The sequence below is a fragment of the Mucilaginibacter sp. genome, from assembly GCF_041088075.1.
Classification (GTDB): Bacteria; Bacteroidota; Bacteroidia; order Sphingobacteriales; family Sphingobacteriaceae; genus Mucilaginibacter_A.
In genome coordinates this window covers 92,189-118,090 of record NZ_JBGCVY010000037.1, presented here as the reverse complement: position 1 = coordinate 118,090, position 25,902 = coordinate 92,189, and the positions used below count along the sequence as shown (strand labels likewise).

21 protein-coding genes are annotated in these 25,902 nt (G+C 42.8%); 15 read left to right on the top strand and 6 right to left on the bottom strand.

The genetic code is table 11. From position 1 onward, the window contains the following. The first annotated feature begins 245 nt into the window (after window positions 1-245). The 4 genes from gltX to V5804_RS08900 all read left to right on the top strand — a co-directional run bounded on the left by gltX (window position 246) and on the right by V5804_RS08900 (window position 5,672). Window positions 246-1,769, top strand: a complete 1,524-nt coding sequence (gene gltX, locus V5804_RS08915) for a glutamate--tRNA ligase (RefSeq protein ID WP_369591035.1) — start codon at window positions 246-248, stop codon at window positions 1,767-1,769. A gap of 136 nt (window positions 1,770-1,905) precedes the next feature. After that, window positions 1,906-2,739 carry an N-acetylmuramoyl-L-alanine amidase gene (locus tag V5804_RS08910; protein ID WP_369591034.1) on the top strand — a complete coding sequence of 278 codons (834 nt, stop codon included), beginning with the start codon at window positions 1,906-1,908 and terminating at the stop codon, window positions 2,737-2,739. A gap of 469 nt (window positions 2,740-3,208) precedes the next feature. Further along, entirely contained in the window at window positions 3,209-4,393 is a 1,185-nt protein-coding gene (locus V5804_RS08905; RefSeq protein WP_369591033.1) for a formimidoylglutamase, read from the top strand. A 163-nt stretch (window positions 4,394-4,556) separates the two neighbouring features. Then, a complete protein-coding gene (locus tag V5804_RS08900) occupies window positions 4,557-5,672 on the top strand; it encodes a redoxin domain-containing protein (protein WP_369591032.1) in 1,116 nt (371 codons plus the stop codon). 91 nt (window positions 5,673-5,763) lie between these two features. Here the strand turns inward: V5804_RS08900 and purD are convergent, their stop codons facing one another. Next, window positions 5,764-7,038, bottom strand: coding sequence for a phosphoribosylamine--glycine ligase (gene purD / locus V5804_RS08895; protein ID WP_369591031.1), 1,275 nt, complete (start codon window positions 7,036-7,038; stop codon window positions 5,764-5,766). Window positions 7,039-7,312: 274 nt separating this feature from the next. Next, window positions 7,313-7,555: a DUF433 domain-containing protein gene (locus tag V5804_RS08890; protein WP_369591030.1), complete on the bottom strand. Its 243-nt coding sequence runs from the start codon at window positions 7,553-7,555 to the stop codon at window positions 7,313-7,315. Between the two features lie 196 nt (window positions 7,556-7,751). Here V5804_RS08890 and secA point away from each other — a divergent pair, with 196 nt between their 5' ends. The 3 genes from secA to V5804_RS08875 are packed head-to-tail and all read left to right on the top strand — an operon-like array spanning window position 7,752 to window position 12,737. Beyond that, window positions 7,752-11,060: a preprotein translocase subunit SecA gene (gene secA, locus V5804_RS08885; RefSeq protein ID WP_369591124.1), complete on the top strand. Its 3,309-nt coding sequence runs from the start codon at window positions 7,752-7,754 to the stop codon at window positions 11,058-11,060. 29 nt (window positions 11,061-11,089) lie between these two features. Beyond that, window positions 11,090-11,566 carry an SPOR domain-containing protein gene (locus V5804_RS08880; protein ID WP_369591029.1) on the top strand — a complete coding sequence of 159 codons (477 nt, stop codon included), beginning with the start codon at window positions 11,090-11,092 and terminating at the stop codon, window positions 11,564-11,566. Beyond that, window positions 11,553-12,737, top strand: coding sequence for a M20 family metallopeptidase (locus V5804_RS08875; protein ID WP_369591028.1), 1,185 nt, complete (start codon window positions 11,553-11,555; stop codon window positions 12,735-12,737). Before V5804_RS08880 ends, V5804_RS08875 begins: the two co-directional genes overlap by 14 nt. Window positions 12,738-12,865: 128 nt before the next feature. Here V5804_RS08875 and V5804_RS08870 read toward each other — a convergent pair whose 3' ends face one another. Beyond that, a complete protein-coding gene (locus tag V5804_RS08870; protein WP_369591027.1) occupies window positions 12,866-13,297 on the bottom strand; it encodes a hypothetical protein in 432 nt (143 codons plus the stop codon). Window positions 13,298-13,719: 422 nt separating this feature from the next. Next, a complete protein-coding gene (locus V5804_RS08865) occupies window positions 13,720-14,040 on the bottom strand; it encodes a hypothetical protein (protein ID WP_369591026.1) in 321 nt (106 codons plus the stop codon). Between the two features lie 194 nt (window positions 14,041-14,234). Between V5804_RS08865 and V5804_RS08860 the strand changes: the two genes are divergently transcribed. After that, a complete protein-coding gene (locus tag V5804_RS08860; RefSeq protein ID WP_369591025.1) occupies window positions 14,235-15,179 on the top strand; it encodes a hypothetical protein in 945 nt (314 codons plus the stop codon). A 3-nt stretch (window positions 15,180-15,182) separates the two neighbouring features. Here the strand turns inward: V5804_RS08860 and V5804_RS08855 are convergent, their stop codons facing one another. Together V5804_RS08855 and asnS are read right to left on the bottom strand one after the other, a co-directional pair. Further along, the gene (locus V5804_RS08855; protein ID WP_369591024.1) at window positions 15,183-15,701 is read right to left on the bottom strand and encodes a GNAT family N-acetyltransferase; all 519 of its coding nucleotides are present in this window, start codon (window positions 15,699-15,701) and stop codon (window positions 15,183-15,185) included. Between the two features lie 103 nt (window positions 15,702-15,804). Next, on the bottom strand, window positions 15,805-17,253 hold the full coding sequence (gene asnS, locus V5804_RS08850; protein ID WP_369591023.1) for an asparagine--tRNA ligase: 1,449 nt from the start codon (window positions 17,251-17,253) through the stop codon (window positions 15,805-15,807). A gap of 169 nt (window positions 17,254-17,422) precedes the next feature. On the opposite strand from asnS, the gene V5804_RS08845 reads away from it, so the two are divergent. From V5804_RS08845 to pruA, 7 genes are all read left to right on the top strand, one after another. Beyond that, on the top strand, window positions 17,423-17,632 hold the full coding sequence (locus V5804_RS08845) for a hypothetical protein (RefSeq protein ID WP_369591022.1): 210 nt from the start codon (window positions 17,423-17,425) through the stop codon (window positions 17,630-17,632). A 229-nt stretch (window positions 17,633-17,861) separates the two neighbouring features. Next, a complete protein-coding gene (locus V5804_RS08840) occupies window positions 17,862-19,034 on the top strand; it encodes an alpha/beta hydrolase (protein ID WP_369591021.1) in 1,173 nt (390 codons plus the stop codon). Window positions 19,035-19,428: 394 nt separating this feature from the next. Next, a complete protein-coding gene (locus V5804_RS08835; RefSeq protein WP_369591020.1) occupies window positions 19,429-20,625 on the top strand; it encodes a hypothetical protein in 1,197 nt (398 codons plus the stop codon). Beyond that, entirely contained in the window at window positions 20,592-22,274 is a 1,683-nt protein-coding gene (locus V5804_RS08830) for a hypothetical protein (protein WP_369591019.1), read from the top strand. The genes V5804_RS08835 and V5804_RS08830 overlap by 34 nt, the downstream gene beginning before the upstream one ends. A gap of 196 nt (window positions 22,275-22,470) precedes the next feature. Beyond that, window positions 22,471-23,238 (top strand): oxygenase MpaB family protein, encoded by a 768-nt coding sequence (locus V5804_RS08825; protein WP_369591018.1) that lies wholly within the window; start codon window positions 22,471-22,473, stop codon window positions 23,236-23,238. A 74-nt stretch (window positions 23,239-23,312) separates the two neighbouring features. After that, window positions 23,313-23,993 (top strand): cytochrome b/b6 domain-containing protein, encoded by a 681-nt coding sequence (locus V5804_RS08820; protein WP_369591017.1) that lies wholly within the window; start codon window positions 23,313-23,315, stop codon window positions 23,991-23,993. 121 nt (window positions 23,994-24,114) lie between these two features. Then, complete coding sequence (pruA, locus tag V5804_RS08815; protein WP_369591016.1) at window positions 24,115-25,749, top strand: L-glutamate gamma-semialdehyde dehydrogenase; 1,635 nt, start codon at window positions 24,115-24,117, stop codon at window positions 25,747-25,749. Window positions 25,750-25,902 lie beyond the last annotated feature (153 nt).

Sequence of the window (25,902 nt, the reverse complement as noted above, 5' to 3'; positions counted from 1 at the left end):
TCAACCTTAATCTACAAGGTTAAAACTTATCTTTGCTTTAATTAAGGGCCTGTTTAAATTTATACAAGAAAAAATGCCGATGCTTCTTTTACCCTATAAAAATTGGTGTTTGAACCATCAACCTAAACAAATCAAAACCCAATTGCCCGATGATTTTTAGGTGGTAAAAGAAGCATCGAAACTTTGATCAATAAATTTTAAACAGGCCCTAAACAAATACTGTTTTTACCACTTAATTTTATACAATGTCTGCTAAAGTAAGAGTCCGTTTTGCGCCAAGCCCAACCGGCGGCCTGCATTTGGGCGGCATGCGCACTGCCCTTTTTAACTATTTGTTCGCCCGGCAAAACGGCGGCGATTTTATTTTACGGGTTGAAGATACCGACCAAACGCGCTTTGTAGCAGGCGCCGAAGAATACATTTTAGATTGCCTAAACTGGTGCGGCATCACGCCGGATGAAGGCCCGCACGCCGGCGGCGAATACGGCTCGTACCGCCAAAGCGAACGGAAAGCGTTGTACCGCCAGTACGCCGAGCAGTTGGTAGCCCAGGGAAACGCTTACTACGCTTTTGACACGCCGGAAGAACTGGAGCAAAAACGAACCGAAACCCTAAATTTTCAATACGGCCACACGCACCGAAACGAACTGCGCAACTCCATTTTTTTGCCGGTAAAAGAAGTGCATGATTTGCTGGATGCAGGAACGCCGCACGTGATCCGCATCAAAATGCCGGTGGACGAAACGATTGGGTTTACGGATATGATACGCGGCCGCGTTAATTTTGAAACCAGTCAGGTGGACGATAAAGTTTTGTTAAAAGCTGATGGAATGCCGACATACCATTTAGCGGTTGTGGTGGATGATTACCTGATGAAAATTACCCATGCTTTCCGCGGGGAAGAATGGCTGCCATCGGCGTCCGTCCATTTGCTTTTGTGGGAATATTTAGGCTGGAAAAATGAAATGCCGCAATGGGCGCATTTGCCTTTGATTTTAAGGCCAGACGGACACGGAAAACTGAGCAAACGCGATGGTGATATTTTTGGTTTCCCCGTTTATGCGATGAATTGGACTGATCCAAAAAACGGAGAATTAACACAAGGTTTCCGCGAGTTGGGTTTTTTGCCCGAAGCTTTTGTGAACCTGCTGGCACTTTTGGGCTGGAACAACGGAACCGACCAGGAAATTTTTTCGTTGGAGGAACTGACAGAGCAGTTTTCGATGGACCGCATCAGTAAAGCAGGCGCGCAGTTTGATTTTGAGAAAGCCAAATGGTTCAACCATGAATGGATCAAACAAAGTTCGGCTTCCAATTTAATATCGGATGTGATCCCGGTTTTGCGGGCGCATGATATTTTTGCAGAAAACCATCCTCAGCTTAAAAAAATCATTGATCTGGTAAAAGACCGTTGCACGTTGCTGACGGATTTTTACGAACATTCGGCTTACTTCTTCCAAAAACCTGCGGAAAATTCCATCGATTGGCCAAGCATTCAACCCAAATGGAACGATGCCAAAACAGATTTTTTTATTGCGTTTATCCAAAAATCGCAGGAAATTGAAGGCTGGAACGCTGCAAACATTGAAACCACTTTTAAAGCTTTGGTTGTAGAAAAAGGGATTAAAATTAGCGAAGTGATGCTGCCTTTCCGCATTATTTTGGTTGGCGGCAAATTTGGCCCGGCAGTTTTTGATATTGCAGAAGTGTTGGGCAATCAGGAAATGGTGGAACGGATTGAGTTTGCGTTATCCATTTTAAGTAGGTAAAAGAAGTATTTGAATTAACGATATGTATAGAAAAACGGCTTTTTCTATACATATGAACAACGACGTGTATAGAAAATGGCGTTTTTCTATACACGTCAATATTTGTTAAACCGATTTTTCCTATCTTGCTTCTACCATGAAAAATACCGCTGCCCCAATTTTAACTTACCTGTCTTGGTTTACGGCCGCAACTTTGCTGCTAGCCGGTTGCGCCACCAATCCTTATGCTATTACCAACCGTTCTTATAAGCAGCAGGCCAAGGAATATGCGAAGATTATCGGTCAGATTCCACCAACAACGCCCGGCATAACTTCGCCCGAAAAAAAAGATTGGGTGGGCACTACCAATTTCAACTTGCGCAAACCCAATTACGTCATCATCCATCACACTGCACAAAACTCGACGGAACAAACCTTAAAAACATTTACGTTGCCCAGAACACAAGTGAGCGCACATTATTTGATTGGCAAAGACGGCAAAGTTTACCACCTGCTGAACGATTACCTGCGCGCCTGGCAAGCCGGAAACGCGCGTTGGGGCAGCAACACCGATATCAACAGCAACTCCATCGGGATTGAGCTGGACAACAATGGCTTTGTGCCTTTCCCCGAAGCGCAGATCAACAGTTTGTTGACGCTACTGACTACGCTTAAAAAAACATACAACATTCCCACAGCAAATTTTATTGGCCACGCGGATATTGCGCCAACCCGCAAAAACGACCCGAACAAATATTTCCCCTGGAAAATTTTGGCCGATCATGGTTTTGGCAATTGGTATGATGCGAAACTGGATTCTGTTTCCACCAACTTCAATACCGTACAAGCCATGCGTTTAATTGGCTATGACACCCGCGATTCTACCGCTGCTTTGGTTGCTTTTAAACGCCATTTTATACCGCAGGACAGTACACGGATGGTTACGGATTCGAGCAGGATGATTTTGAATAATTTGGTGAAGAAGCATTAAGCAGGAGAAAATTCAAGAAGAATCAAAATATCAGTTTTTAAACTTTTTTTAATTATTTTACAGAAGTTGGATTAAAGAAATGTTTTCAAATGAGTTAGTTTCAAAATTGATAAAACTTCCGGAAAGTGTGATAGGGGGAATAGCTATTATTGATCTTTCAGATGAGAAAACCCGTTTCAATTTACGCAATTCCAATGCGCCTGAATATGGATTTTATCCTTTCTTTTCTGCAAAAAACATTAAAATATTGGATTTTTTCGTTTATGAAAAAATCATCATATTAAAGTAAGATTAACAACTGATAAAATTTATATTAAACAATAAGAGCCTTGAATTAAATGTAGAGGAATAGCAAAAAGGGGTTTACAATTAAACCTTATTTAAATGGGAAATGCTTCTTTTACCACTATAAATTCAGTTCTTTCTTATAAATAACAGATATTTGCCCGCAGTTATTTATGCTGCTTAAATGTCTTTAGTTGATTTTTTTACGCCTGTTGAGGCTGGCCGTTTGCTGCCTGAAAACGCTTTTATAAAAGGCCGGCTGGGCACTTGTATGGCTGTTTTTACCGATCATTTTCCCGATCTGGAAAACCAAAAACCTGACCTTGCTTTGATTGGTGTGCAAGAAGACCGCAACGCCGATGGCAATACAGGTTGCGCTTTGGGGCCGGATTACATCCGCGAAAAGCTGTACCAATTGTACGAAGGCGGTTACAAAACCAAGATCGCCGATTTGGGCAACATCCGTCGCGGCAAAACGGTAACCGATACGTACATCGCCCTAAAAACAGTAGTTGCCGAACTGATTAAAATGGATATTTTGCCGATCATCATCGGCGGCAGCCAGGATTTAACCTACGCGCAGTATTTGGCTTACGAAGCCTTGGAGCAAAAGGTTGATCTGGTGATTGTTGATGCACATTTGGATATGGAAGACGACCCTTTTCCCGATCAAATTGAAACAACTTCTGCTTCTTACCTCAACAAAATTTTGATGCATGAGCCGGACATGCTGTTCAACTTCAGCAACCTGGGCTACCAAACGTATTTGGTAAACCAGGAACGTTTGCAAATGATGGACAAGCTGTTTTTTGATACCCACCGGTTGGGGAATTTAAGCGGAAAAATACAATCCACAGAACCCATTATCCGCAATGCCAGCATGATCAGTTTTGATGTTGGCGCCATTCGTTCGTCTGATGCCGGGGCCAATTTTAACGCTGTTCCGAACGGTTTTTATGGGGAAGAAGCTTGTCAGATTTGCCGTTATGCCGGTTTTAACGATAAGCTCAGTTCCATCGGTTTTTACGAATTTAACCCGGCTTACGATAGCAACGGACAAACGGCGATGTTGCTTTCGCAAATGATCTGGTATTTTATTGATGGCTTTTACAACCGCAAAAAAGATTTCCCGCTTCACCCAAAATCACAATATTTAATCTACAAAACGAGTTTAAAGCATAAAGAACACGAGTTGGTTTTTGTAAAAAGTAAAAAGTCTGACCGCTGGTGGATGCAAATCCCGTATCCTTCGGCTGGTTCAAAAAACGAGCGTTTCCATTTGGTGCCTTGCCATTACGACGATTATTTATTAGCTGTTTCTGGCGAAATGCCCGATCTTTGGTGGCGCACTTATCAAAAATTGATTTGATTAATTTTGAGCCAGTCAATTTTGATGCTTCTTTTATCACCTAAAAATAAGTGTGGGAATTTTAACCCAAAAGTTGAAAGTGTTTTTTTAGACGGTTTTGCTTTCCGACTTTTGGTCTTTCCGATTTTATAATATGCTTCTTTTATCACCTAAAAATTATTAAATGAAAAAGATTTTGTTTTCAACGCTGGTAGCCTTGCCTTTTCTGGCCAGTGCGCAAACCGGCAATTATGATGTAAAAGGTAAAATTGGTAAGCTGAATGCGCCTGCAAAGGTTTATTTATTGCATCGGGAGAAAGATAAAAATGTAACCGATTCTGCTGTTTTGGCAGATGGTGTTTTCGAATTTAAGGGAAATACAAACCTGCCGACTCAGGCTCTTTTATTGCTCGACCATACCGGAATTGGCATTAACAGTTTAGGGCGCGATGCCGACGTAATGAATTTGTACCTGGAAAACGGCAACATTTTGGTTGCCGGAACCGATTCGTTAAAAAAAGCCAAAGTTAGCGGTTCAAAATTAAATGATGACAATGCAAAACTGGCCGCAGCTATAAAACCTGTGCTGGATAAAGCGGTTGTGCTGAACAACGAATACCAAAAAACGCCGGAAGCGGAACGGCCGAAACTGGTTGAAAAATACACAGCGCTGCAAAACGAGCAAAAAGCAGTACTCAAAAAGTTTATCCAGCAAAACCCGGCTTCTTTTGTAAGTTTGGATGCTTTGCGTTCTTTTGCCGGCCCGGCTCCGGATTATAGTGAAGTGATGCCTTTGTTCAGCACTTTGGCACCCGCCATCCAAAATTCAGAAAACGGAAAAGCCTACAAAGCGGCTTTAGACAAGTTAAAAGCTACTGCTGTTGGTTCTATCGCGCCGGATTTTACGCAAAACGACCCTGACGGCAAACCGGTTTCTTTGTCTTCTTTTAAAGGAAAATACGTATTGCTGGATTTTTGGGCTTCGTGGTGCCAGCCTTGCCGTCAGGAAAACCCAAATGTGGTGAAAGTTTACAATCAGTATAAAACCAAAAACTTTACGGTTTTGGGCGTTTCTTTGGATCGGCCGAACGGAAAAGAAGCTTGGTTGAAAGCCATTAAGGACGATGGTTTAGCTTGGAACCACGTTTCCGATTTGCAATTTTGGAACAACCAGGTGGCAGCTTTGTACGGCGTTCGTTCTATTCCCGGCAACTTTTTAATTGACCCGACCGGAAAAATTGTTGCCAAAGATTTACGCGGCGAAGAGTTGGAACAAACGCTGGCGAAACTGCTGAAGTAACAAAAATATAGTGGTAAAAGAAGCATCAGGTTTTAACTAAATCTGGTGCTTCTTTTTTTATACCGATGCTTCTTTTACCCTATAAAAATCATCATAACAAATCAAAGCCAATATCTTTCCGGAAAACGCGGCCGTCCCAATAAGTGCGGGCAGCATCTAACGTGGCTTGTTGTACGGCTTCAAATAAGGTGTTTTGCAAACTGGTAATTGCTAAAACACGTCCGCCAGCGGTTTTAATTGCTTCATTTTCCAGCTTCGTTCCGGCATGAAAAACAAAGGAGCCACGCACATTTTCGATGCCGGTGATGGTTTTATCTTTCACATAATCGCCAGGATAACCGCTGGCCACACAAACCACCGTTGCCGCAACTTGATCGGAAATTTTTAGGTTGATTTCGTTCAATCTTTCTTCGGCAACGGCTTGTAAAATTTCCACCAGATCATTTTCGATCCGTGGCAAAACACTTTCCGTTTCCGGATCGCCCATGCGGCAGTTGTATTCGATCACGTAAGGTTCGCCGCCGCAATTCATCAAACCAATAAAAATAAAGCCTTTGTACGGAATGTTGTCTTTTTGCAATCCTTTTATGGTTGGGACAACGATCCGCTCTTCCACTTTGGCCATAAAAACAGCATCGGCAAACGGAACCGGGGAAACCGAACCCATGCCGCCGGTATTTAAACCGGTATCACCTTCGCCAATGCGTTTGTAATCTTTGGCTTCGGGCAAAATTTTGTAATTTTTGCCATCGGTGAGCACAAAAACAGAAAGCTCGATGCCTTGCAAAAACTGCTCGACCACCACTTTAGCACTTGCCGCACCAAACTTTGCATCGCGCAGCATCGAGGTAAATTCCTGTTGTGCTTCTTCCCAACTGGTACAAATTAAAACGCCTTTTCCGGCTGCCAGCCCGTCAGCTTTTAAAACGATAGGCAAACCGTGCGTAGCGAGATAAGCGCGGCCCTGTTCCAAAGTTTCTAAGGTGAAAGTTTTGGAAGCAGCGGCCGGGATGCTGTTTTTAAACATAAAATCTTTAGAAAAATCTTTGCTGCCTTCTAACTGTGCGGCTTGCTTTTGCGGACCGATTACCGGAATATTTTTAAGCGATTCATCTGCCAGAAAAAAATCGTGGATACCGTTTACCAGCGGTTCTTCCGGGCCAACCAAAACCAGATCAATGCTGTTTTTATACACTAAATTTTTGATTGCTTCGAAATCGTTCACGCTGATGTTGACGTTTTGGCCGTAAATTCCGGTTCCGGCATTGCCGGGCGCAATAAACAAGCGTTCGCATTTTGGGCTTTGCGATAACTTCCAGGCAAAAGCACTTTCTCTTCCGCCAGAACCAAGGAGCAGGATATTCATAAAGCCAAAGATAGAATTTGCGGGAAGAAAGAGCGAGGATTTATCGGAACAACTAAATTTCGTAATTGGGTAGGATAAAGATCTGCACCTAATGAAAAATGATAGAAATTCATTGCCGTTGGCTTCAGCCAACGGTTGCAGCAAATTGTAAAGCAGGCTTTAGCCTAATATAAAACTGCTTTTTTGGCTAAAGCCTTTTCTCTGCCTGCTATTGCTCCGTTGGCTAAAGCCAACGGCAATGAAAATACATTCGATTCTGTTTTTAAGCAGATTTTCATCCAATAATAGTTTCATCCAAAATGCATTCAGGAAGTTCAAAATGTTTTGCGCCCCACGCAATCACACGTTGGGCTTGCTCCAGACTTACACTTGGGAAGTCTTCCAGAAAATCATGAATAGAAATTCCTTCTTGCAAATGCCAAAATAAACTTTGCACCGGTACGCGTGTCCCTTTAAAAACGGGTTTTCCAAATTGGATATTTGGATCAACCGTGATGAAATCTGAAAGCTTGTCCATACTCAAATATAATAAAAACAGTTTAATTTCGATACTAAATTTAGGTTGATAAAAGAAGTACGATCAAAACCTGCATGAGCATTAAGCTAAAGGATGCAGTTTTCAATCAAAATCCGTAATTTTACCTGCCATTATGACTTCGGTTGCCGCTGGCGCAATTGTTGCAAATGGAGTTTTTTATCTTAGAGATTACAACATGTTGGGATTTATCAGTAAACTTTTCGGCAATAAATCGGAAAGGGATGTTAAAGGTGTACAGCCTTTAGTAGAAAAAATAAAAGCAGAATTTGCCAAGCTGGACCAAATCAGCAATGATGAACTGCGTGCCAAAACGCTGGATTTTAAAGCACGCATTGCATCTGCTCTGGAAAAAATAGACGCGCAAATAAAAGCAGCGAAAGACGAAGCCGAAAACGACCAAACCCTGGAAGTTAACCGCAAAGTAGAGCTTTATACAGAAATTGACAAGCTGGAAAAAGACCGCAACAAAGAGCTGGAAGTGGTTTTAATGGAGATTTTGCCCGAAGCCTTTGCGGTGGTAAAAGAAACAGCGCGACGTTTGGCCAACAACAAAACTTTGGAAGTTACCGCGACGGATTTTGACCGTGAACTGGCAGCTTTTAAAAAGAACGTTTTGATTTCGGGCGATAAAGCCATCCACCACAATTCCTGGATATCTGCCGGAAACGAAGTTACCTGGAACATGGTGCATTACGATGTGCAGTTGATCGGCGGTATCGTTTTGCATGAGGGAAAAATTGCCGAAATGGCGACGGGTGAAGGTAAAACTTTGGTTGCCACGTTGCCGGCTTACTTAAACGCACTGGCCGGACAAGGCGTACATATTGTAACGGTGAACGATTACCTGGCTCGCCGGGATAGTGAATGGATGGGGCCGTTGTACGAGTTTCACGGATTATCGGTGGATTGTATTGACCGGCACGAACCAAATTCGGAAGAACGCCGCAACGCTTATTTGGCTGATATTACTTTCGGAACCAACAATGAATTTGGTTTTGATTATTTGCGTGACAATATGACACGCAGTCCGGAAGAATTGGTGCAGCGCAAATTGCATTATGCCATGGTGGATGAGGTGGATTCGGTTTTAATTGATGATGCCCGTACGCCGTTGATTATTTCCGGCCCGATTCCGCGTGGCGATGAACACGAGTTTTATGAGTTGAAACCACGCATCGAACGGTTGGTAAATGCACAAAAAAGCCTGGTCAACACTAAATTAAACGAAGCCAAAAAGCAAATTACCGAAGGTAAAAGCGGCGTGGATGAAGGCGGTTTGGCCTTGTTGCGTGCCCATCGTGGTTTGCCAAAAAGCAAAGCGTTGATTAAGTTTTTAAGTGAGCAAGGCATCAAAACGGTGCTGAACAAAACCGAAAACTATTACATGCAGGACCAGAACAAGGAAATGCCGAAAGTAGATACCGAACTTTACTTTGTGATTGATGAAAAAAACAACCAGGTTGAATTGACGGAAAAAGGTATTGAACTGATTACGACTTCCGGTGAAGACCCGCATTTCTTTGTGATGCCTGATGTGGGGACAGAAGTTGCCGAAATCGAAAAATCAAGTTTATCTTCCGAAGAAAAAGTAGCCAAGAAAGATGAACTGATGCGCGATTTTTCTATCAAATCGGAACGTATTCATTCCGTTAACCAATTGCTGAAAGCTTACACATTGTTCGAGCGCGATACTGAATATATTTTGGATGATGGCAAAGTAAAAATCGTGGATGAGCAAACCGGCCGTGTGCTGGATGGCCGCCGTTACTCCGATGGTTTGCACCAGGCCATCGAAGCGAAAGAAAACGTGAAAGTGGAAGATGCTTCACAAACGTTTGCCACGGTTACATTGCAAAACTATTTCCGGATGTACCACAAATTGTGCGGTATGACGGGTACGGCCGTTACAGAAGCCGGCGAGTTTTGGGAAATTTACAAACTGGACGTGGTGGAAATCCCAACCAATACGCCTGCAAGCCGTTCTGACCGGCAAGATTTGGTGTACCGCACCATGCGCGAAAAATATAACGCTGTTGCAGACGAAATTGTGAATTTAACCCAAGCCGGAAGGCCGGTTTTGGTGGGTACAACTTCGGTAGAAATTTCGGAATTGTTAAGCCGGATGTTAAAACTACGTGGCATCAAGCACAACGTTTTGAACGCGAAAATGCACCAACGGGAAGCGGAAATTGTAGCCGAAGCAGGTAAAAGAAGCACGGTTACCATCGCTACCAACATGGCCGGCCGTGGTACAGATATTAAACTGGGCGAAGGCGTAAAAGAGGTTGGCGGTTTGGCCATTGTGGGTACAGAACGCCATGAATCGCGCCGTGTTGACAGGCAGTTGCGCGGCCGTTCCGGCCGTCAGGGCGATCCGGGTTCTTCCCAATTCTTTGTTTCTTTGGAAGATGATTTGATGCGTTTGTTCGGTTCAGAGCGTATTTCGGGCCTGATGGTTCGGATGGGTATCGAAGAAGGCGAAGTGATCCAGCATTCCATGATCACCAAATCCATTGAGCGTGCGCAGAAAAAAGTGGAAGAAAACAACTTTGGTATCCGCAAGCGTTTGCTGGAATACGATGATGTGATGAACTCGCAACGAACCGTTATCTACACGCGCCGTAAAAATGCGTTGTTTGGCGAACGTTTGGATGTTGACCTGAACAATACGATTTTTGACGTTGCCGAAGACGTGGTCACCGAGTTTAAAGACGCCAACAACTACGAAGGTTTCCAATTGGAAATGATCCGTTTGTTTTCTGTAGATACCGAAATCACGCATGATGATTTCGCTGCCAAAACAACGCCGGTTTTGGTGGAAACTGCTTTCCATGAAATCAACGAATATTACAAACGCAAATCCGAAGCGATAGCCAAACAAGCTTATCCGGTTTTAAAGGACGTTTACGACACGCGCGGCAACATGATCGAAAACATCATTGTTCCGTTTACCGATGGCGTTCATGGTATTCAAGTCGCCGTTCCGTTGCAAATAGCGGTGGAAAACGAAGGGCATGAAGTGGTTAAATCTTTCGAAAAAAACGTGGTTTTAACCTTTATTGACGATGCCTGGAAAGAGCATTTGCGCGAAATGGACGAGCTGAAACAATCCGTACAAAACGCAGTTTACGAGCAAAAAGACCCGCTGTTGGTTTACAAGTTTGAAGCTTTTGAATTGTTCCGTCAGATGCTTTCAAACGTCAACAAAGAAATTGTAAGTTTCTTGTTTAAAGGAGGCATCCCGGTTCAGCAACAACCGGAAGAAGTGCGGGAAGCAAGGCCGGAACCAAAATTGGACATGCGCCAAATGCGCATTTCAAAACCACAATTGGTGCACGAAACCAATGGTGTGCCGGATGAAGACACACGCGAACTGCAAAAACCAACGCCGGTTAAAGTAGAGCAAAAGATTGGCCGTAACGATTCTTGCCCTTGCGGAAGCGGTAAAAAATATAAAAATTGTCATGGTGTTGGCATGGCGTAATGGCTTTCCAATTAAAACCAAGCAACACCATGGTTCACTTAAATTTATGTGCTAAAAGAAGCATCCGGCTGTTATCGGCCTGGATGCTTTTTTTATCGGTACTTTTTTTGTCTGCATTTTCTTCTGCACAAACTCGCGGCGAAGTAGAAGTGATAAAAGACCCGCGGATCGACAGTTTGATCGCACATCGGTTGTCGGCCGCAAAATCTCCTGCCGGAAAAACCGTAACTGGTTCTGCTTATGGTTACCGCGTGCAGTTTTTTATCAGTTCTGACCGGAACGAAATCTATGCGAAACAAGCGGCATTTAATCAATTATATCCTGGTTTAAGAACGTATATTATTTACCAGGAACCGAATTTTAAACTTAAGGCCGGTGATTTCCGAACGCGTTTGGAAGCACAAAAACTGATGCGCGATTTACGCCCGCAGTTTCCAACCCTGTTCCTTGTTTCCGAAAAAATCAATCCGCCAAAATTGGATACCACGCCCGATGATCAAAAATAAAATACAAGAACTTGCCCAACAAATACACCAGGATGTAATTGCCAACCGCAGGCATTTGCACCAGCATCCGGAGCTTTCTTTCCACGAAGAAAACACGCGTACTTTTGTTGCATCCAAGTTGGATGAATTGGGAATTGCTTACGAAAAAATGGCTGGCAACGGCTTGGTTGCGATATTGCAAGGCGAAAAACCTTCTGACCAGGTTGTGGCTTTGCGCGGCGATATGGATGCACTGCCGATTGTTGAAGCAAATGAGGTTCCTTATAAATCGCAAAACCCGGGTGTTATGCACGCTTGCGGCCACGATGTGCATACGTCGTCGCTGCTTGGAACGGCCCGTATTCTCAACCAAATTAAAAGTGAATTTGGCGGAACCGTGAAATTTATTTTTCAGCCTGCAGAAGAAAAATTGCCTGGTGGCGCAAGTTTAATGATTGCAGAAGGCGTGCTGGAAAACCCGAAACCGCAAGCCGTAATTGGCCAACATGTAATGCCTTTGATTGATGCCGGAAAAGTTGGTTTTCGTGCCGGAAAATACATGGCTTCCACCGACGAATTGTATGTAACCGTAAAAGGAAAAGGCGGGCATGGCGCACAACCGCAGCAAAACATTGATCCGGTGATTATTACGGCACATATTTTAACCGCTTTGCAGCAAGTAGTCAGCCGTTTTGCCGATCCGAAGTCGCCGTCGGTTCTATCTTTTGGAAAAGTGATTGCAAATGGCGCAACCAATGTCATCCCGAATGAGGTTTATTTGGAAGGGACTTTCAGGACAATGGACGAAAACTGGCGTGCCGAAGCACACCTCAAAATGAAAAAAATGGCTGAAGGCATGGCCGAAAGCATGGGCGGAAGCTGCGATTTTGAAATTCGAAAAGGTTATCCGTTTTTAATCAACGAAGAAAAACTGACTGCCCGCGTTCGTGGTTTTGCCGAAGATTATCTGGGAAAAGAAAACGTTTTGGATTTGGATATTTGGATGGCTGCCGAAGATTTTGCCTATTATTCGCAAGTGGCCGATGCCTGCTTTTACCGTTTAGGAACGCGGAACGAAGAACGTGGAATTGTATCTTCCGTACACACACCAACTTTTGATGTGGATGAAAGTGCGCTTGCTTTAAGCACGGGTTTGATGGCTTATCTTGCTTTAAAAGAATTGGGTAATTGATGCTTCTTTTATCGGTATAAAATTGGTATTGTCATTTAGATTTGAAGGGAGAAATCTTTTTCAAAGTAATCAAGCTTGGAAAATTGGAATAAAATTTCTCCTTTTAGTCGAAACGACAGAACTGCAATCTATTTTACAAAGATGCTCGACACATTGGTAATCTTCCAGCCATCGCTGCATTGGTGCAAAGTAATGTAATTGAAGCGGGAAAATGTTGGATATTTCATCTCCACTTTAACCAAAACATAGCGGTCAAAAGTTTCTACAACCTTATAATTAGTGGTACAGTTTTGTTGTACGCCGCGCAGGCTTTCCATACTTTTGATAATTTCTTTTTTGTTGAAACATAACATTTGATCGCCGCGCATGATGCTAAACTTAGCATTATCGGCAATAATATCAGTCAAGCCGTCGCATAGGCCGCGGGCATCGGCATCAATAAAAGCATTGACCGAAAAATGCATGGTAAAAACAGTATGGTGTTTTGGTTTGTCGGCTTTTGCATTTCCAAGCAAAAAGAACAAGCTTAAAATAATAGAAGTAATTTTAAAAGTTTTCATCGTTTTGATTTTTTGAATAATGTTTAATTATTGTTGATTAATTAGAACCAAAATTACTTTCCAAGTAAAGCGGCAACAATCGTTAAACCACGGCTTTTAAAAGGTGTTATTACGGTAATTTAAAAGGTAAAATCTGCAATTCTAATTAACGTCGATTTGTAGAAACCAGTCAAATAAAAAGAGGTTGTCGTACTTGTATATAAATGTTTGTTTTATCAAGTTGATTGTAGCAGTTTCTCGAATAAATTACATTTTTAATTTGAATATAACTTGTACTATTTTCCTTAAAAAGTTTAAAAACTTTACACATAAAATTGCATCAATAAAAGCGGATATATGTTTTAAAGAATGAAACAAAACAATCAAAGAATTCATTTCAAAAAGCATAAGTTTCAATTTAATAGAAGGTGATCAAACTAAGTTTAATGTTTATGCTTAATTACATTGGCTAAGTTTGCTGCTTCTCCAATATTAGTTTTAGCTTTTAAAACTGCGGCCAAAGCACTGTCCAGCATTCTGCGTATTCTTTTTCGCGAATAGTTTAAGATTTTCTGATTGTAAATTTCTTCATAAAGCAATTGCGAATCACTATTGTAAAATTTTACCAATTGTTTTTTTGGTGATTTTACATTGCTTTCAACTGTCCACCAGCCTTTGTTTTGGTTTAAATTGGTAGTTTGTTGTTGTGCATGTGCCGCACTTGCTCCTGCACTTAACAGGATAATCCATATCATTTTTTTCATGGGTTTAAATTATAATTCAAGTAGATTAGAATTGTAAATTTCGGTTTAGGATAATCCAATTTTAACCGTTTTAAAACGGTATTTGGCAAGGTGTTATCACGAAATTTGGTTGCGTAGTTTTACGTTTAACGGCTCTTTTTAACCACAAAATTATTTTAATAGCTTACTTTTGCAGCCACTATTAAAAATCAAAAATGAAAAAAGCCGTTGTGCTGTTGTTGCTGTTGTTATGCTTTGCAAGTACGTTCGCTCAAAAAATAAACAGGTTTAACCCCGATACTTTACAAACGGTTGTGGTGGATTCGGCCGTCGCAAATATCCGTGCACGCGGCGGTTTGTATGTGCAGGATTTTATTGACCAGATTTTGCGCGACACCAGCTTTTATGAAGCTTTCCGCAACATGAAAAAATATGCTTTTACGGCCGAAAACCGGGTTTACACTTATGATAAAAACGACCGGGTAGAAGGTAAAATCTACCGCAAGCTGAAACACAGCAATTCGGCTGCCGGGCACAAAATCCAATATTTGGCCAAAGCCGACAGCGGTAAAATATACAAGCGCAACGGAAAATACGAATTGTACACCACCGAAATGTTTGATTACATTTTTATGAACGCCTACAATTCTGATTTTATTAAAGGCGGCGATTCTCCAAACGCCGGAGGGAAAAACGAATCGTATAAAAGTAAGCTGAAAACGTTGATTTTTAGTCCGGGCAGGCCTGTTAGCGGCATTCCTTTTATCAGCAAAAAAACCGAAATTTTTTCGCCCGAAATGAAGCCTTATTACCGCTACGAATTCGCGCGCGGCACTTACTTGGATTCGATCCCGGTTTACCGTTTTAAGGTAATTCAAAAGGCAAACCTGACGGACGACCAGAAAGATGAAGTGATGATCAAAGAACTGACCACGATTTTTGACAGGCGCGATTTCCAGATTTTAGGCCGTTATGTGGACATGAAATTTAAAAACTTTGTGATGGATTTTAATGTGCAAATGGACATCGAACTCAATCATTTTGGCGGGGAATTGTTGCCGACCAAAATCAGTTACCAGGGAAATTGGGACGTACCTTTTCACAAAGAAGAACGCGCCAGCTTTTTGGTTTTGCACAAAGGTTATCAAGAAGAAAAGTAAATTTTAAGCTAAAACTTTCTCCAACAGCCAGTCTTGCTGCACATCATTTCCCAACTTAAAATTATGGATACCGGTTTTTATAAATCCCCATTTATGATAAAAATCAATTGCTTTTTGGTTGTGTTCCCAAACGCCCAGCCATAATTTTTGAGCTTGATTTTTTATGGCGAAATCAATAGCAAAAGCCATTAAAGTTGCGCCAATCTTTTGCTTATGATATTCTTTAGAAACATACAATCTTGAAAGCTCCACTGATTTTATGCCGGTAAAAGAAGCATCAGCAATAATCACTTTGATACAACCAATTGGCATACTGTTTTTAGTGGCATAAAAACAGTATGTATTTGGGTTAGCTAATTCCTGCTCAATTTTTTTTAGGTTGAAAGCTTCCGCCAGATAATTTTCCATATCCTGCGGATCGTTAAATTTGTTGAAAGTTTCAGCAAACAAATCGGAGCTAAACTTAGCGAATTGCGCTGCTTCTTCCGGTTTTATTTTGCGGATTATGATTTCCGGGTTCATATTTTAATGTTTTGTCATGCCGAATTTATTTCGGCATCTCACCAAGAAAATAACAGTTGAACTTGTATGATGGGATGCTGAAACGAGTTCAGCATGACAAAAATTAAAACTCCGCATTTTTTGGGTAACGAGGAAAAGGAATTACATCGCGGATATTGCCCATGCCTGTTACAAACTGCACCAAACGCTCGAAACCCAAGCCGAAACCCGCGTGTTCGCAAGCACCAAAACGGCGTGTGTCCAAATACCAGTCCAGTTCTTCTTTTGGAATGTCCATTTCGTCCATGCGCTGCTCCAGTTTATCCAAACGTTCTTCACGCTGCGAGCCGCCAACCATTTCACCAATTCCCGGAAATAAAATATCCATCGCCCGAACGGTTTTTCGCCCTTCGGCATCCGGTTCGTTTTGGCGCATGTAAAACGCTTTAATGGCCGCCGGATAATCCGTCAATATCACCGGTTTTTTAAAATGTTTCTCCACCAAAAAACGTTCGTGTTCCGATTGTAAATCCGCGCCCCAGCCTTCAATTAAATAAGTAAATTTCTTCTTTTTGTTTGGGGTTGATTCCTTTAAAATCTCAATCGCTTCGGTGTAAGTCAAACGTTCAAATTCCTGATCCAGACAGAATTGCAGTTTTTCCAGCAAACCCAATTCCTGGCGTTCCTGCTGTGGTTTTTGCTTTTCTTCTTCGGCCAAACGCTGCGCCAAAAACTCCAAGTCGTCGGCGTTTTTGGCCAATGCTTCTTTTATCACGTATTTTAACAGATCCTCGGCCAGGTTCATGTTATCTTCCAGATCGTAAAAAGCCATTTCCGGCTCGATCATCCAAAATTCGGCTAAATGACGTGTGGTATTAGAGTTTTCTGCACGAAAAGTTGGGCCGAAAGTATAAACATCGCTCAAAGCCATCGCGCCCAATTCGGCTTCCAACTGGCCGGAAACGGTTAAATTGGTTGCTTTTCCAAAGAAATCTTCCTTGTAATCAATCTCGTTCTGATCGGTTTTCGGAATATTGTTTAAGTCGAAATTGGTAACGTGGAAAGTTTCGCCCGCACCTTCTGCATCCGAAGCCGTAATGATTGGCGTTTGCAAATTCACAAATCCGCGTTCCTGGAAAAACTGGTGGACGGCAAAAGCCAGCGTATTTCTCACCCTAAAAACAGCACTGAAAGTATTGGTACGAAAACGCAAATGGGCAATCTCGCGCAAAAATTCCAAACTATGTTTTTTGGGTTGAAGCGGATATTTTTCGGGATCAGAATCGCCTAAAATTTCGATGGATGCTGCTTTTACCTCTACTTTTTGCCCTTTTCCCAGCGAAGCAACCACTTGCCCGGTTACGCTGATGGCCGCGCCGGTCGTCAAACGTTTGAGCAAAGTAGGGTCGGTATTTTCAAAATCAACCACAATTTGCAGGTTTTGATTGGTTGAGCCATCGTTTAAAGCAATAAACTGGTTGTTGCGAAAGGTGCGCACCCAGCCTTTTACCGTGGTTTCAAATCCGGTTTCTCCGCTTTGCAAAAGCGCCTTGATCTTGGTTCGTTGGCCCATCTTAAAATACTTTTTTTGAGCGGCGAAAATACGATAAATTAAACACACGTTGGTTTTGGAATTGAATTTTGAGTTGGCAGCAAAACCGTAAAGCAAATTGCAATCAATTTAAACAAAAGGATTTTGCTGCGGTTAGCCATTACGAACAATCAACCCTAAACTATTAATCATGAAAAATCAACAAAATTATAGAACAACATTAGCAGCAGGAAAACCTAAACTTTATGTTTTGATGAGCCTGTTTGTATTGGCAAGTTTTTCGTTTGCAGCTTGCAACAACAAAGGGAAAGGCGATACTAAAATACAAAATGATACTTCCAGTGCGGTAACCAAGCGTGTTGATACCGTTGCAACGGATTCGGGAACAAAACAGCCTTAATTGTTTTGCCAATTTTTAGGCGATAAAAAGAGCTGTCCTGGTATTTGGGGAAGTTCTTTTTGTTGTTTCAATGGTTTTTTACAAAACCGTTTAACCTTTTAGCGCGTATTTTTCATTACGGTTTTTTAACGGTTTGCTTCAAAATAAATCCTTCTAAACAAGTGGATTATAGCCCCGTTGAAAATCAATTATCACAAAAAAAATAATAAACAATTACAACCCTTAATTTATGAAATTTCCACTTCTTCAAAAATTTAAATTGAAGCCTGGCAAAACTGCCATTTCTTTACCTATTTGTGCCATCGCATTGGCAGCAGTTTCTTTCACAGCTTGCAACAGCGGTGCAAAAACAGGCAGCACAAGCGATACAACAAAAGGAACAGCAACCACTGATACTTCATCGGCCAAAACCTTAACGCCAAAAGGGTCGAAACCGGCCTGGGCACCAAACATTAAACCGGAAATGGCCGTAGTGATTGAGAAATTAACAAGTTATGGTGATAAACCAATCGAGACACTGACGGCCGTGCAAGCCCGAAAAAACCATACGCCAACCGATGCGGTAATGGCTGTAATGAAAGAAAACAACATTCCGATGCCAGCGCCAAAAGTGGATACAGTGGGCAAAGAAATCCCGGTTGCAGGCGGCAATATCCATATCCGTATTTATACGCCAAAAGAAGGCAAAGCCCCTTTTCCGGTGATTGTTTATTATCATGGCGGTGGTTTTGTAATTGCCAATATTGATGTTTACAACGCTTCTGCACAGGCTATGGCCGAGCAGGTTGGCGCAATTGTGGTTTCGGTGGCTTACCGTTTGGCACCAGAACATAAATTCCCGACGGCGCATGATGATGCTTATGCAGCTTATGCCTGGACGGTTAAAAATGCAGCTTCTATCAAAGGCGACCCAAAGAAAATTGCTGTTTTGGGCGAAAGTGCTGGTGGAAACCTGGCTGTAGCAACAGCAATCAAAGCACGCGATAACGGTATCATGCTGCCAACACACATTGTGAGCGTTTATCCGATTGCGCAAAGCGATACCAAAACGGATTCTTACATGAAACAAGCCAACGATAAACCGTTGAATAAACCGATGATGATTTGGTTTACCACAAACTATACCCGCACTCCGGCAGATGCAAAAGACCCACGCCTCTCATTGGTGGATGCCAATTTAAAAGGTTTGCCGCCTACAACCATTATTACCGATGAGTACGACCCGTTGCACGATGACGGTACCAAGCTGGCCGATAAATTAAAATCAGCCGGTGTAAACGTAACCAGTAGAAATTACGATGGCGTAACGCATGAGTTTTTCGGAATGGCAACCGTAGTTCCGCAGGCCAAAGAAGCACAGGCTTTTGCCGCAGGCGAACTGAAAAAAGCTTTCGGTATGTAACCAACACCTATTTTTAGGTGATAAAAAGAGCTGTCCTGGTATTCGGGGCGGCTCTTTTTTTGTGTTTTTTGTTTGCCTAAACGGTAGAAGGGATACGGTTTCAACAAAATGATTAAGCCATTTTTCAGGGTTTTTTCCTGAATACGGAGACATTAAGAATCTGTTTAAATTTGTTCAGTTTATTTTCCATGCTTCTTTTACCGCCTAAAAAATGGTAAACATTTGGTTTTTGGTTTATAAAAATTGATACCGGCACCAATTTTTATAGGGTAAAAGAAGCATTGGTATTTTTTCTTATGTAAATTTAAACAGGCTTTAAAAATGGGAAACAATTTATTCACCTTGAAAATACCCTTTAAATTAAATACTTTTAGCTAACCAACAACGGCATCAAATGGAAACCAATCTTTACCTTCCTGCAGATTATCCCGCAGAAAAAACGGCAACAGTCAATACCGTTTCTACGGTACAGCCTTACGTTTACGCTTGCGTTTTTTCTTCGCTTTGCATCGTTACCGGTTTAATCTGGGATATTTCCTGGCACATGAGCATTGGCCGCGACGGGCTTTTTGCACCGCCGCATTTGGTTATTTATATTGGCGCGGTAGTTTCCGGTTTGTTTTCGGGCTTCCAGGTTTTAAAAACATCCTTCTTCAGCAACCCGGAAGAAAAAGCAAAAGCGGTCAATTTTTGGGGGATTTTTTACGGTTCGCTGGGCGCGCTTTTTTGTATTTGGGGCGCTATCGCGATGCTTACTTCCGCCCCTTTTGATGATTGGTGGCATAATACTTACGGTTTGGACGTTACCATTTTATCGCCGCCGCACACTTTGCTGGCCGTAGGCATGATGATGATCCAGTTTGGTGCTTTGATTGCCGTTATCGCCAGTGCCAACCACCTCCGTGAAAATCAATCTAAAACCTTGCACAATTGGCTTTTTGCCTTGGCTGCCGGCCTGTTGCTCACTACTTTTTTTACGCTTTTTTCCGAATATTTAGGGAAACACCGGATGCACAAAGCATTGTTTTACCAAATTGGTTGCCTGCTTTTCCCGCTTTATTTGATTGCGGTTGCACGTGCTTTCAAAATGAAATGGGCCGCCACCGCCACGGCCGCCGTTTACACCCTGCAATTGCTGTTGCTGCTGTGGATTTTGCCTTTGTTCCCCGCATCGCCGCGGCTTGGCCCGGTTTTAAACCACATCAGCCATTACCAGGCTTTTGATTTTCCGCTGCTCATCATTTTCCCGGCGATGATGGTAGATTGGCTGTTCCTTCAGCTTCACACCAAAAAAGTATGGGTAAAAACAGTATCGGCAGCTTTGGCTTTTCTGGCGGTTTTCTTTGTGGTGCAGTGGTTTTTCGGCACGTTTCTGCACACTTCGGTTTTGGCGCGAAGCTGGTTTTTCGGCGGAACTTCCTGGTATTTCGGCAGCGACCCAAACTATCCATACCGCTATTCTTTTCGGCCCGAAAATGTAGATACGGGTTTTACGTTGATAAAAGGATTAATGATTGCGGCCGTAATTGCGACCATTTCCGGCTCAATTGGTTATAAATGGGGAAACTGGATGAGGAAAGTACAAAGATGAAGGCGATAAAAACAGTATTGTTCCTGTTGCTGCTGCTGATTGGCAAAATAGCTTTCGCACACGTTGGAAGTCCGGGTGTGGTTTACGAAGGGAAGGCCGGGCCGTACAACATTATCGTAAATGTCAACCCGCCGGATGTGATCCCCGGAACGGCCAATGTTTCGGTTTATATTGAAAATTATGCGGTAAAAATAGTATCGGTGCAACCGGTTTACTGGTACGCCGGCGACAAAGGTTCGCCCAAAGCAGACGAAGGTTTGCCGGTAAAAGGGACGCCGGGCCAATACCAGGCTTCCGTTTGGCTGATGCAAAGCGGAACGGCCAGCATGAAAATTACGGTGGATGGCACTTTGGGAAAAGGGACGGTGCTGATCCCGGTGATGGCCGTTTCTACCGCGCAACGCGCCATGCCGAAATCTTTGGGCTGGGTTTTGGCAGGTTTGGGCTTGCTGCTTGTGGTTTTGATGGCGACCATCATCGGTGCCAGCGTAAGCGATGGTTTGTTAAAGCCCGGCACAAACAACCTGCCCAACATCCGCAGAAAAAAACTGACCGGTGCCAGCATTGCTTTTTTGGTTTTGGCACTGATGCTTTACGGCGGTTCTTCCTGGTGGAACAGTTGGAGCAGCAATTACGCCAAATATATGTACAGGCCGCCGCTGGCAAAATCCAGCATTTTAAACTACGACCAGCAGCAGGTTTTACATTTTCAAATTGATTCCAACTCGCTTAAAGCTGCTAAAAAGTCCATGAGTTTTATCGTTCCGGATCATGGCAAACTGATGCATTTGTTTATGGTTCGGGAAAACTCGCTGGATGTTTTTGCGCATTTGCATCCGGTTAGAAAAGACAGCTTAAATTATTTTGCCCTGCTGCCCGATTTGCCTCAAGGCCGGTATTTGGTTTTTGCAGATGTGGTACGTTGGACAGGCTTTAACGAAACCATTGCCGATACGATTGTTGTCCCGAAAAAAACATGGGTAAAAACAGCATCGGCAAAATTGTATTCTGCTTTTTTTCATGATCCGGATGATACTTATGTCATCTCCAACAGCACCAATCAAAACGTTGATAATTTCCCCGGAAAAACAACGCTGGTTTGCGGTATCCCCGGCGAAACGATGAAACTGGCCGATGGTTCTTCTGCCATTTGGGAACATGCCGCCAACACGCCTTTTGAAGCTGGTAAAGTTTATCCTTTAACTTTTGCCATCCATGACCCATCCGGCGCAGCCGTAAAACTGGAACCTTATATGGGCATGATGGGCCATGCGGTTGTTTTAAAATACGACGGTTCAGTTTATATGCACCTGCACTCGGTTGGTACTTTTTCCATGGCTTCGCAGGAAATTTTGCAAAACCGGATGAAAGGCGACGAAAAGATACCGGCCACGCCGGATGCAAACCGTTTTCGCGACAGTATTGACCGGGAAATTACCAAGATCAGAAAAATGGATGAAACGGAGCGCAACCGTTATTTGATGGCTTCGATGCCTGCGATGGATATGCCCGAAGGCAAGCACAACAAAATGGATGCAATGGTTACGTTTCCTTACGCTTTTCCTTCCGCAGGAAAATATCGGATTTGGGTGCAAATGAAACGCAATGGCCAAATTTTGAACAGTGCCTTTGACGCAACGGTAAAATAACTGCCTGATTTTAGGGCGATAAAAGAAGCATTGGAAGAAGTCAGAAAAGTCGGGAAGTCGGGAAGTCAGAAAGTCAGAAAAGTCAGAAAGTCGGGAAGTTTTGCGTGGCTGCGTTCAAAAAGACGCGGCGAATCAATGACAAGATTTCTGCCAAAACACTTGGCGCACAAAATTCAGTTTCTATCGTTACAACAAAATGGAATTTTTCTCCCCAAAAGGCTCAATCGTCCGTAAAATCTGGAGCAATGCCGATACCATTCTGTTTGTTTTTGCCGGCGCATCGGCAGAATTTGCGTTGAACAAGGCAGTGGACTGGCTGTACTTTACGGGAAAATTACCGGCCGATCCGTTGGGCAGGTTGTTCTCCACCGTAACTTATGCACAGATGATCGTTTTTTCGGAGCTGGACAAAGCCAACAAAGCGATTGACAAGATCACGGCGATCCATTCGGAAGTGGAACAAAATCGAGGCAGTCTGATTCCAGATTGGGCGTACCGCGACGTGCTGTTTTTGCTGGTTGATTATTCCGTCCGCTCGTTTGAGTTGTTGTACCGAAAGCTTTCCTCCGCAGAAAAAGAAGACATTTACAATACTTTTTACCGGATGGGTTTGCGCATGAACTTGAAAGAATTGCCCCAGAATTACCAGGATTGGGTTGCAATCCGCGAAGCACACATGCTGCAGGATTTGGAAAAAAGCCGCTTCACTATTGATCTGTACAAACAATATAAAAAGCATTTGGGGCTTGCGCGATTTATCCTGCTAAAAGAAGTACAGGCGCAATTGGTGCCGCAAAAGGTTCGGAAATTATTAGGCTTGCGAAAAGTTTCGCTGTTGATGCTGATTGTGCCGATGTACAAGTTGAGCCGCAAATTGCAGTTTGATAAATTGGTAAAAGCGGTGATTTTGCCCACGGCCTATAAACCGCAAATTAAAGCCTTGGATATGCCGGCAAACGCGTAAAACTATTTTTAAATTAGCCATATTTGAGGAAGCAACCAATCAGATACTGTTTTTAAATTTTAATACCATTATTTATGGCCATCATCGAACCTGTAAAACGAGACCCGGCAAATCCGGGCTTACTAAAAAGAAAATCTGCTGCACTGCGTTTATGGCATTGGTCAAACGCAATTATTATCTCCGGTTCGTTGATTACAGTTTTAATCAATTCAACTGTTTTGAATAACCACAGCAATCAGTCTTTTTTAAAAACAGAACTGCAAAAAGGCGGAACAAATTTAAACGACCAGCAGGCAAGATCACTGGCACACGCGCAAAGTGATGAAGTTTGGGGGGTACATATATATTTCGGTTACTTTCTGGCTGCTTTTTTTGTGTTCAGGGTGATCTTGGAATTTTTTCAACCTCAGGGCCAGCGTTTTTTTGCAGGGCTAAAAGAAGCATATAACCACTATTTCAACCTCAAACAAAACCGGTACCTTGCCGGGCACGAGCTGGCGGTAAAAGTCATTTATATGCTGTTTTATTTTTTGCTTACCATCATGGTTGTTACCGGCCTTTCGCTTGCTTTTGAAGACCAGCTTAGCTTTTTAAAACCAATCCGGCATTCTATTAAAAGTGTCCATGGTTTTTGCATGTATTTGGTTTTGGCATATATTGTCGTGCATATATCAGGTGTTATTTTGGCGGAGATAGGTAAAGAGCCAGGGGTTGTTTCTAATATGATCAACGGCGGAAAGGCAGACCAGGAATAATGCTTCTTTTATGGCACCAATTTTTATGTGGTAAAAGAAGCATCGGCTTAAACAAACTTGCCATGTTCCCGGCTTTCGGGCAAATCCTTAACTTTGCGTTTCAATATCAAAACCACAAGGAATGTTAAAAGGATTTTTCACGATACCCGAGCCGGTTAACGAAACAGTGTTAAACTACGGCCCGCACAGTGTAGAAAGGGCAATGCTGAAAAAAGCGCTCGAAGATGCACGCGCACAAGAAGTTGATTTGCCGATGTATATTGGCACTGAGGAAGTTAGAACAGAAAATAAACTGGCTATTCGTCCGCCGCACGATCATAAACACGTTTTAGGTTATTTTTCGGAAGGCGATGCCAGCCATGTAAACGAGGCGATAAAAGAAGCATTGGCCGCAAAAGAAGCCTGGGAGAATTTAGCCTGGGAACAACGCGCCGCCATATTTTTAAAAGCTGCCGATTTGATTGCCGGCCCTTACCGTTATAAAATCAATGCTGCCACCATGTTGGGCCAATCAAAAAACGCTTACCAGGCCGAGATTGATGCTGCCTGCGAACTGATTGATTTTCTTCGTTTTAATGTGGCCTATATGTCTGAAGTTTATGCGCAGCAACCGGTTTCGGGCAAAGGGGTTTGGAACCGTTTGGAACAACGTCCGCTGGAAGGCTTCGTATTTGCTTTAACGCCTTTTAATTTTACCGCCATTGCCGGAAATTTACCTGCTTCTGCTGCTTTAATGGGCAACGTAGTGGTTTGGAAACCGGCGTATCCGCAAGCTTATGCGGCCAATGTGATTATGCAGGTTTTTAAAGAAGCTGGTTTGCCCGATGGTGTCATCAATTTAATTTATGTGGATGGGCCGGTTGCCGGCGAAGTTGTTTTTAACCATCCTGATTTTGCCGGCATCCATTTTACCGGTTCTACCAAAGTTTTCCAAACCATTTGGCAAACCATTGGCAACAATATCCATAAATACAAATCGTACCCGCGGATTGTAGGCGAAACCGGCGGAAAAGATTTTATTTTGGCCCATAAAAGTGCCAATCCGGATGTGGTTGCCACCGCCATTGTTCGTGGTGCTTTTGAGTACCAGGGACAAAAATGCTCTGCTGCTTCGCGCGCTTATCTGCCAAAATCGTTATGGCCAGCCATTCAGGAAAAAGTTTTGGCTGATCTGGCAACCATCAAAATGGGGCCGGTGGAAGATTTTGAAAACTTTGTGAACGCGGTAATTACCGAACAATCTTTTGATAAACTAACCAAATATATTGATGCCGCAAAAGCAGATGCCGATGTAGAAATCATTGCCGGAGGAAATTATGATAAATCAGTTGGCTATTTTATCGAACCAACCATCATCAAAACCAACGACCAGAAATATGTAACCATGTGCGAAGAATTGTTCGGGCCGGTTTTAACGGTTTATGTTTATGAAGACGAGGAATTTGATCAGATTATGGAGGTGATTGATACGACTTCTCCTTACGCTTTAACCGGTGCCGTAATTTCTACCGATCGTTATGCCATAGAAAAAGCAACTTACAAACTGCGCAATGCAGCCGGAAACTTCTACATCAACGATAAACCAACCGGGGCCGTAGTTGGCCAGCAGCCATTTGGCGGTGCCAGAGGTTCCGGAACAAACGATAAAGCCGGCTCGATGATCAATTTATTACGCTGGGTTTCGCCGAGAACGATCAAAGAAACTTTTGTTCCGCCGGTAGATTACCGGTACCCGTTTTTGGATAGGGAATTGTAGGGTTTGAAAGTCTGGCTTTAGGGCCGGGCTTTTTTGGTTTGAATTGAATATGGAGGTTTTGGTTAATTTATACAATAAACAGAATCAGTAATACCTAGCTTAAATGTTAAAAATAATGAAGTTGTTTAAACTTTTTTTCTGGCCCTCTTTTTT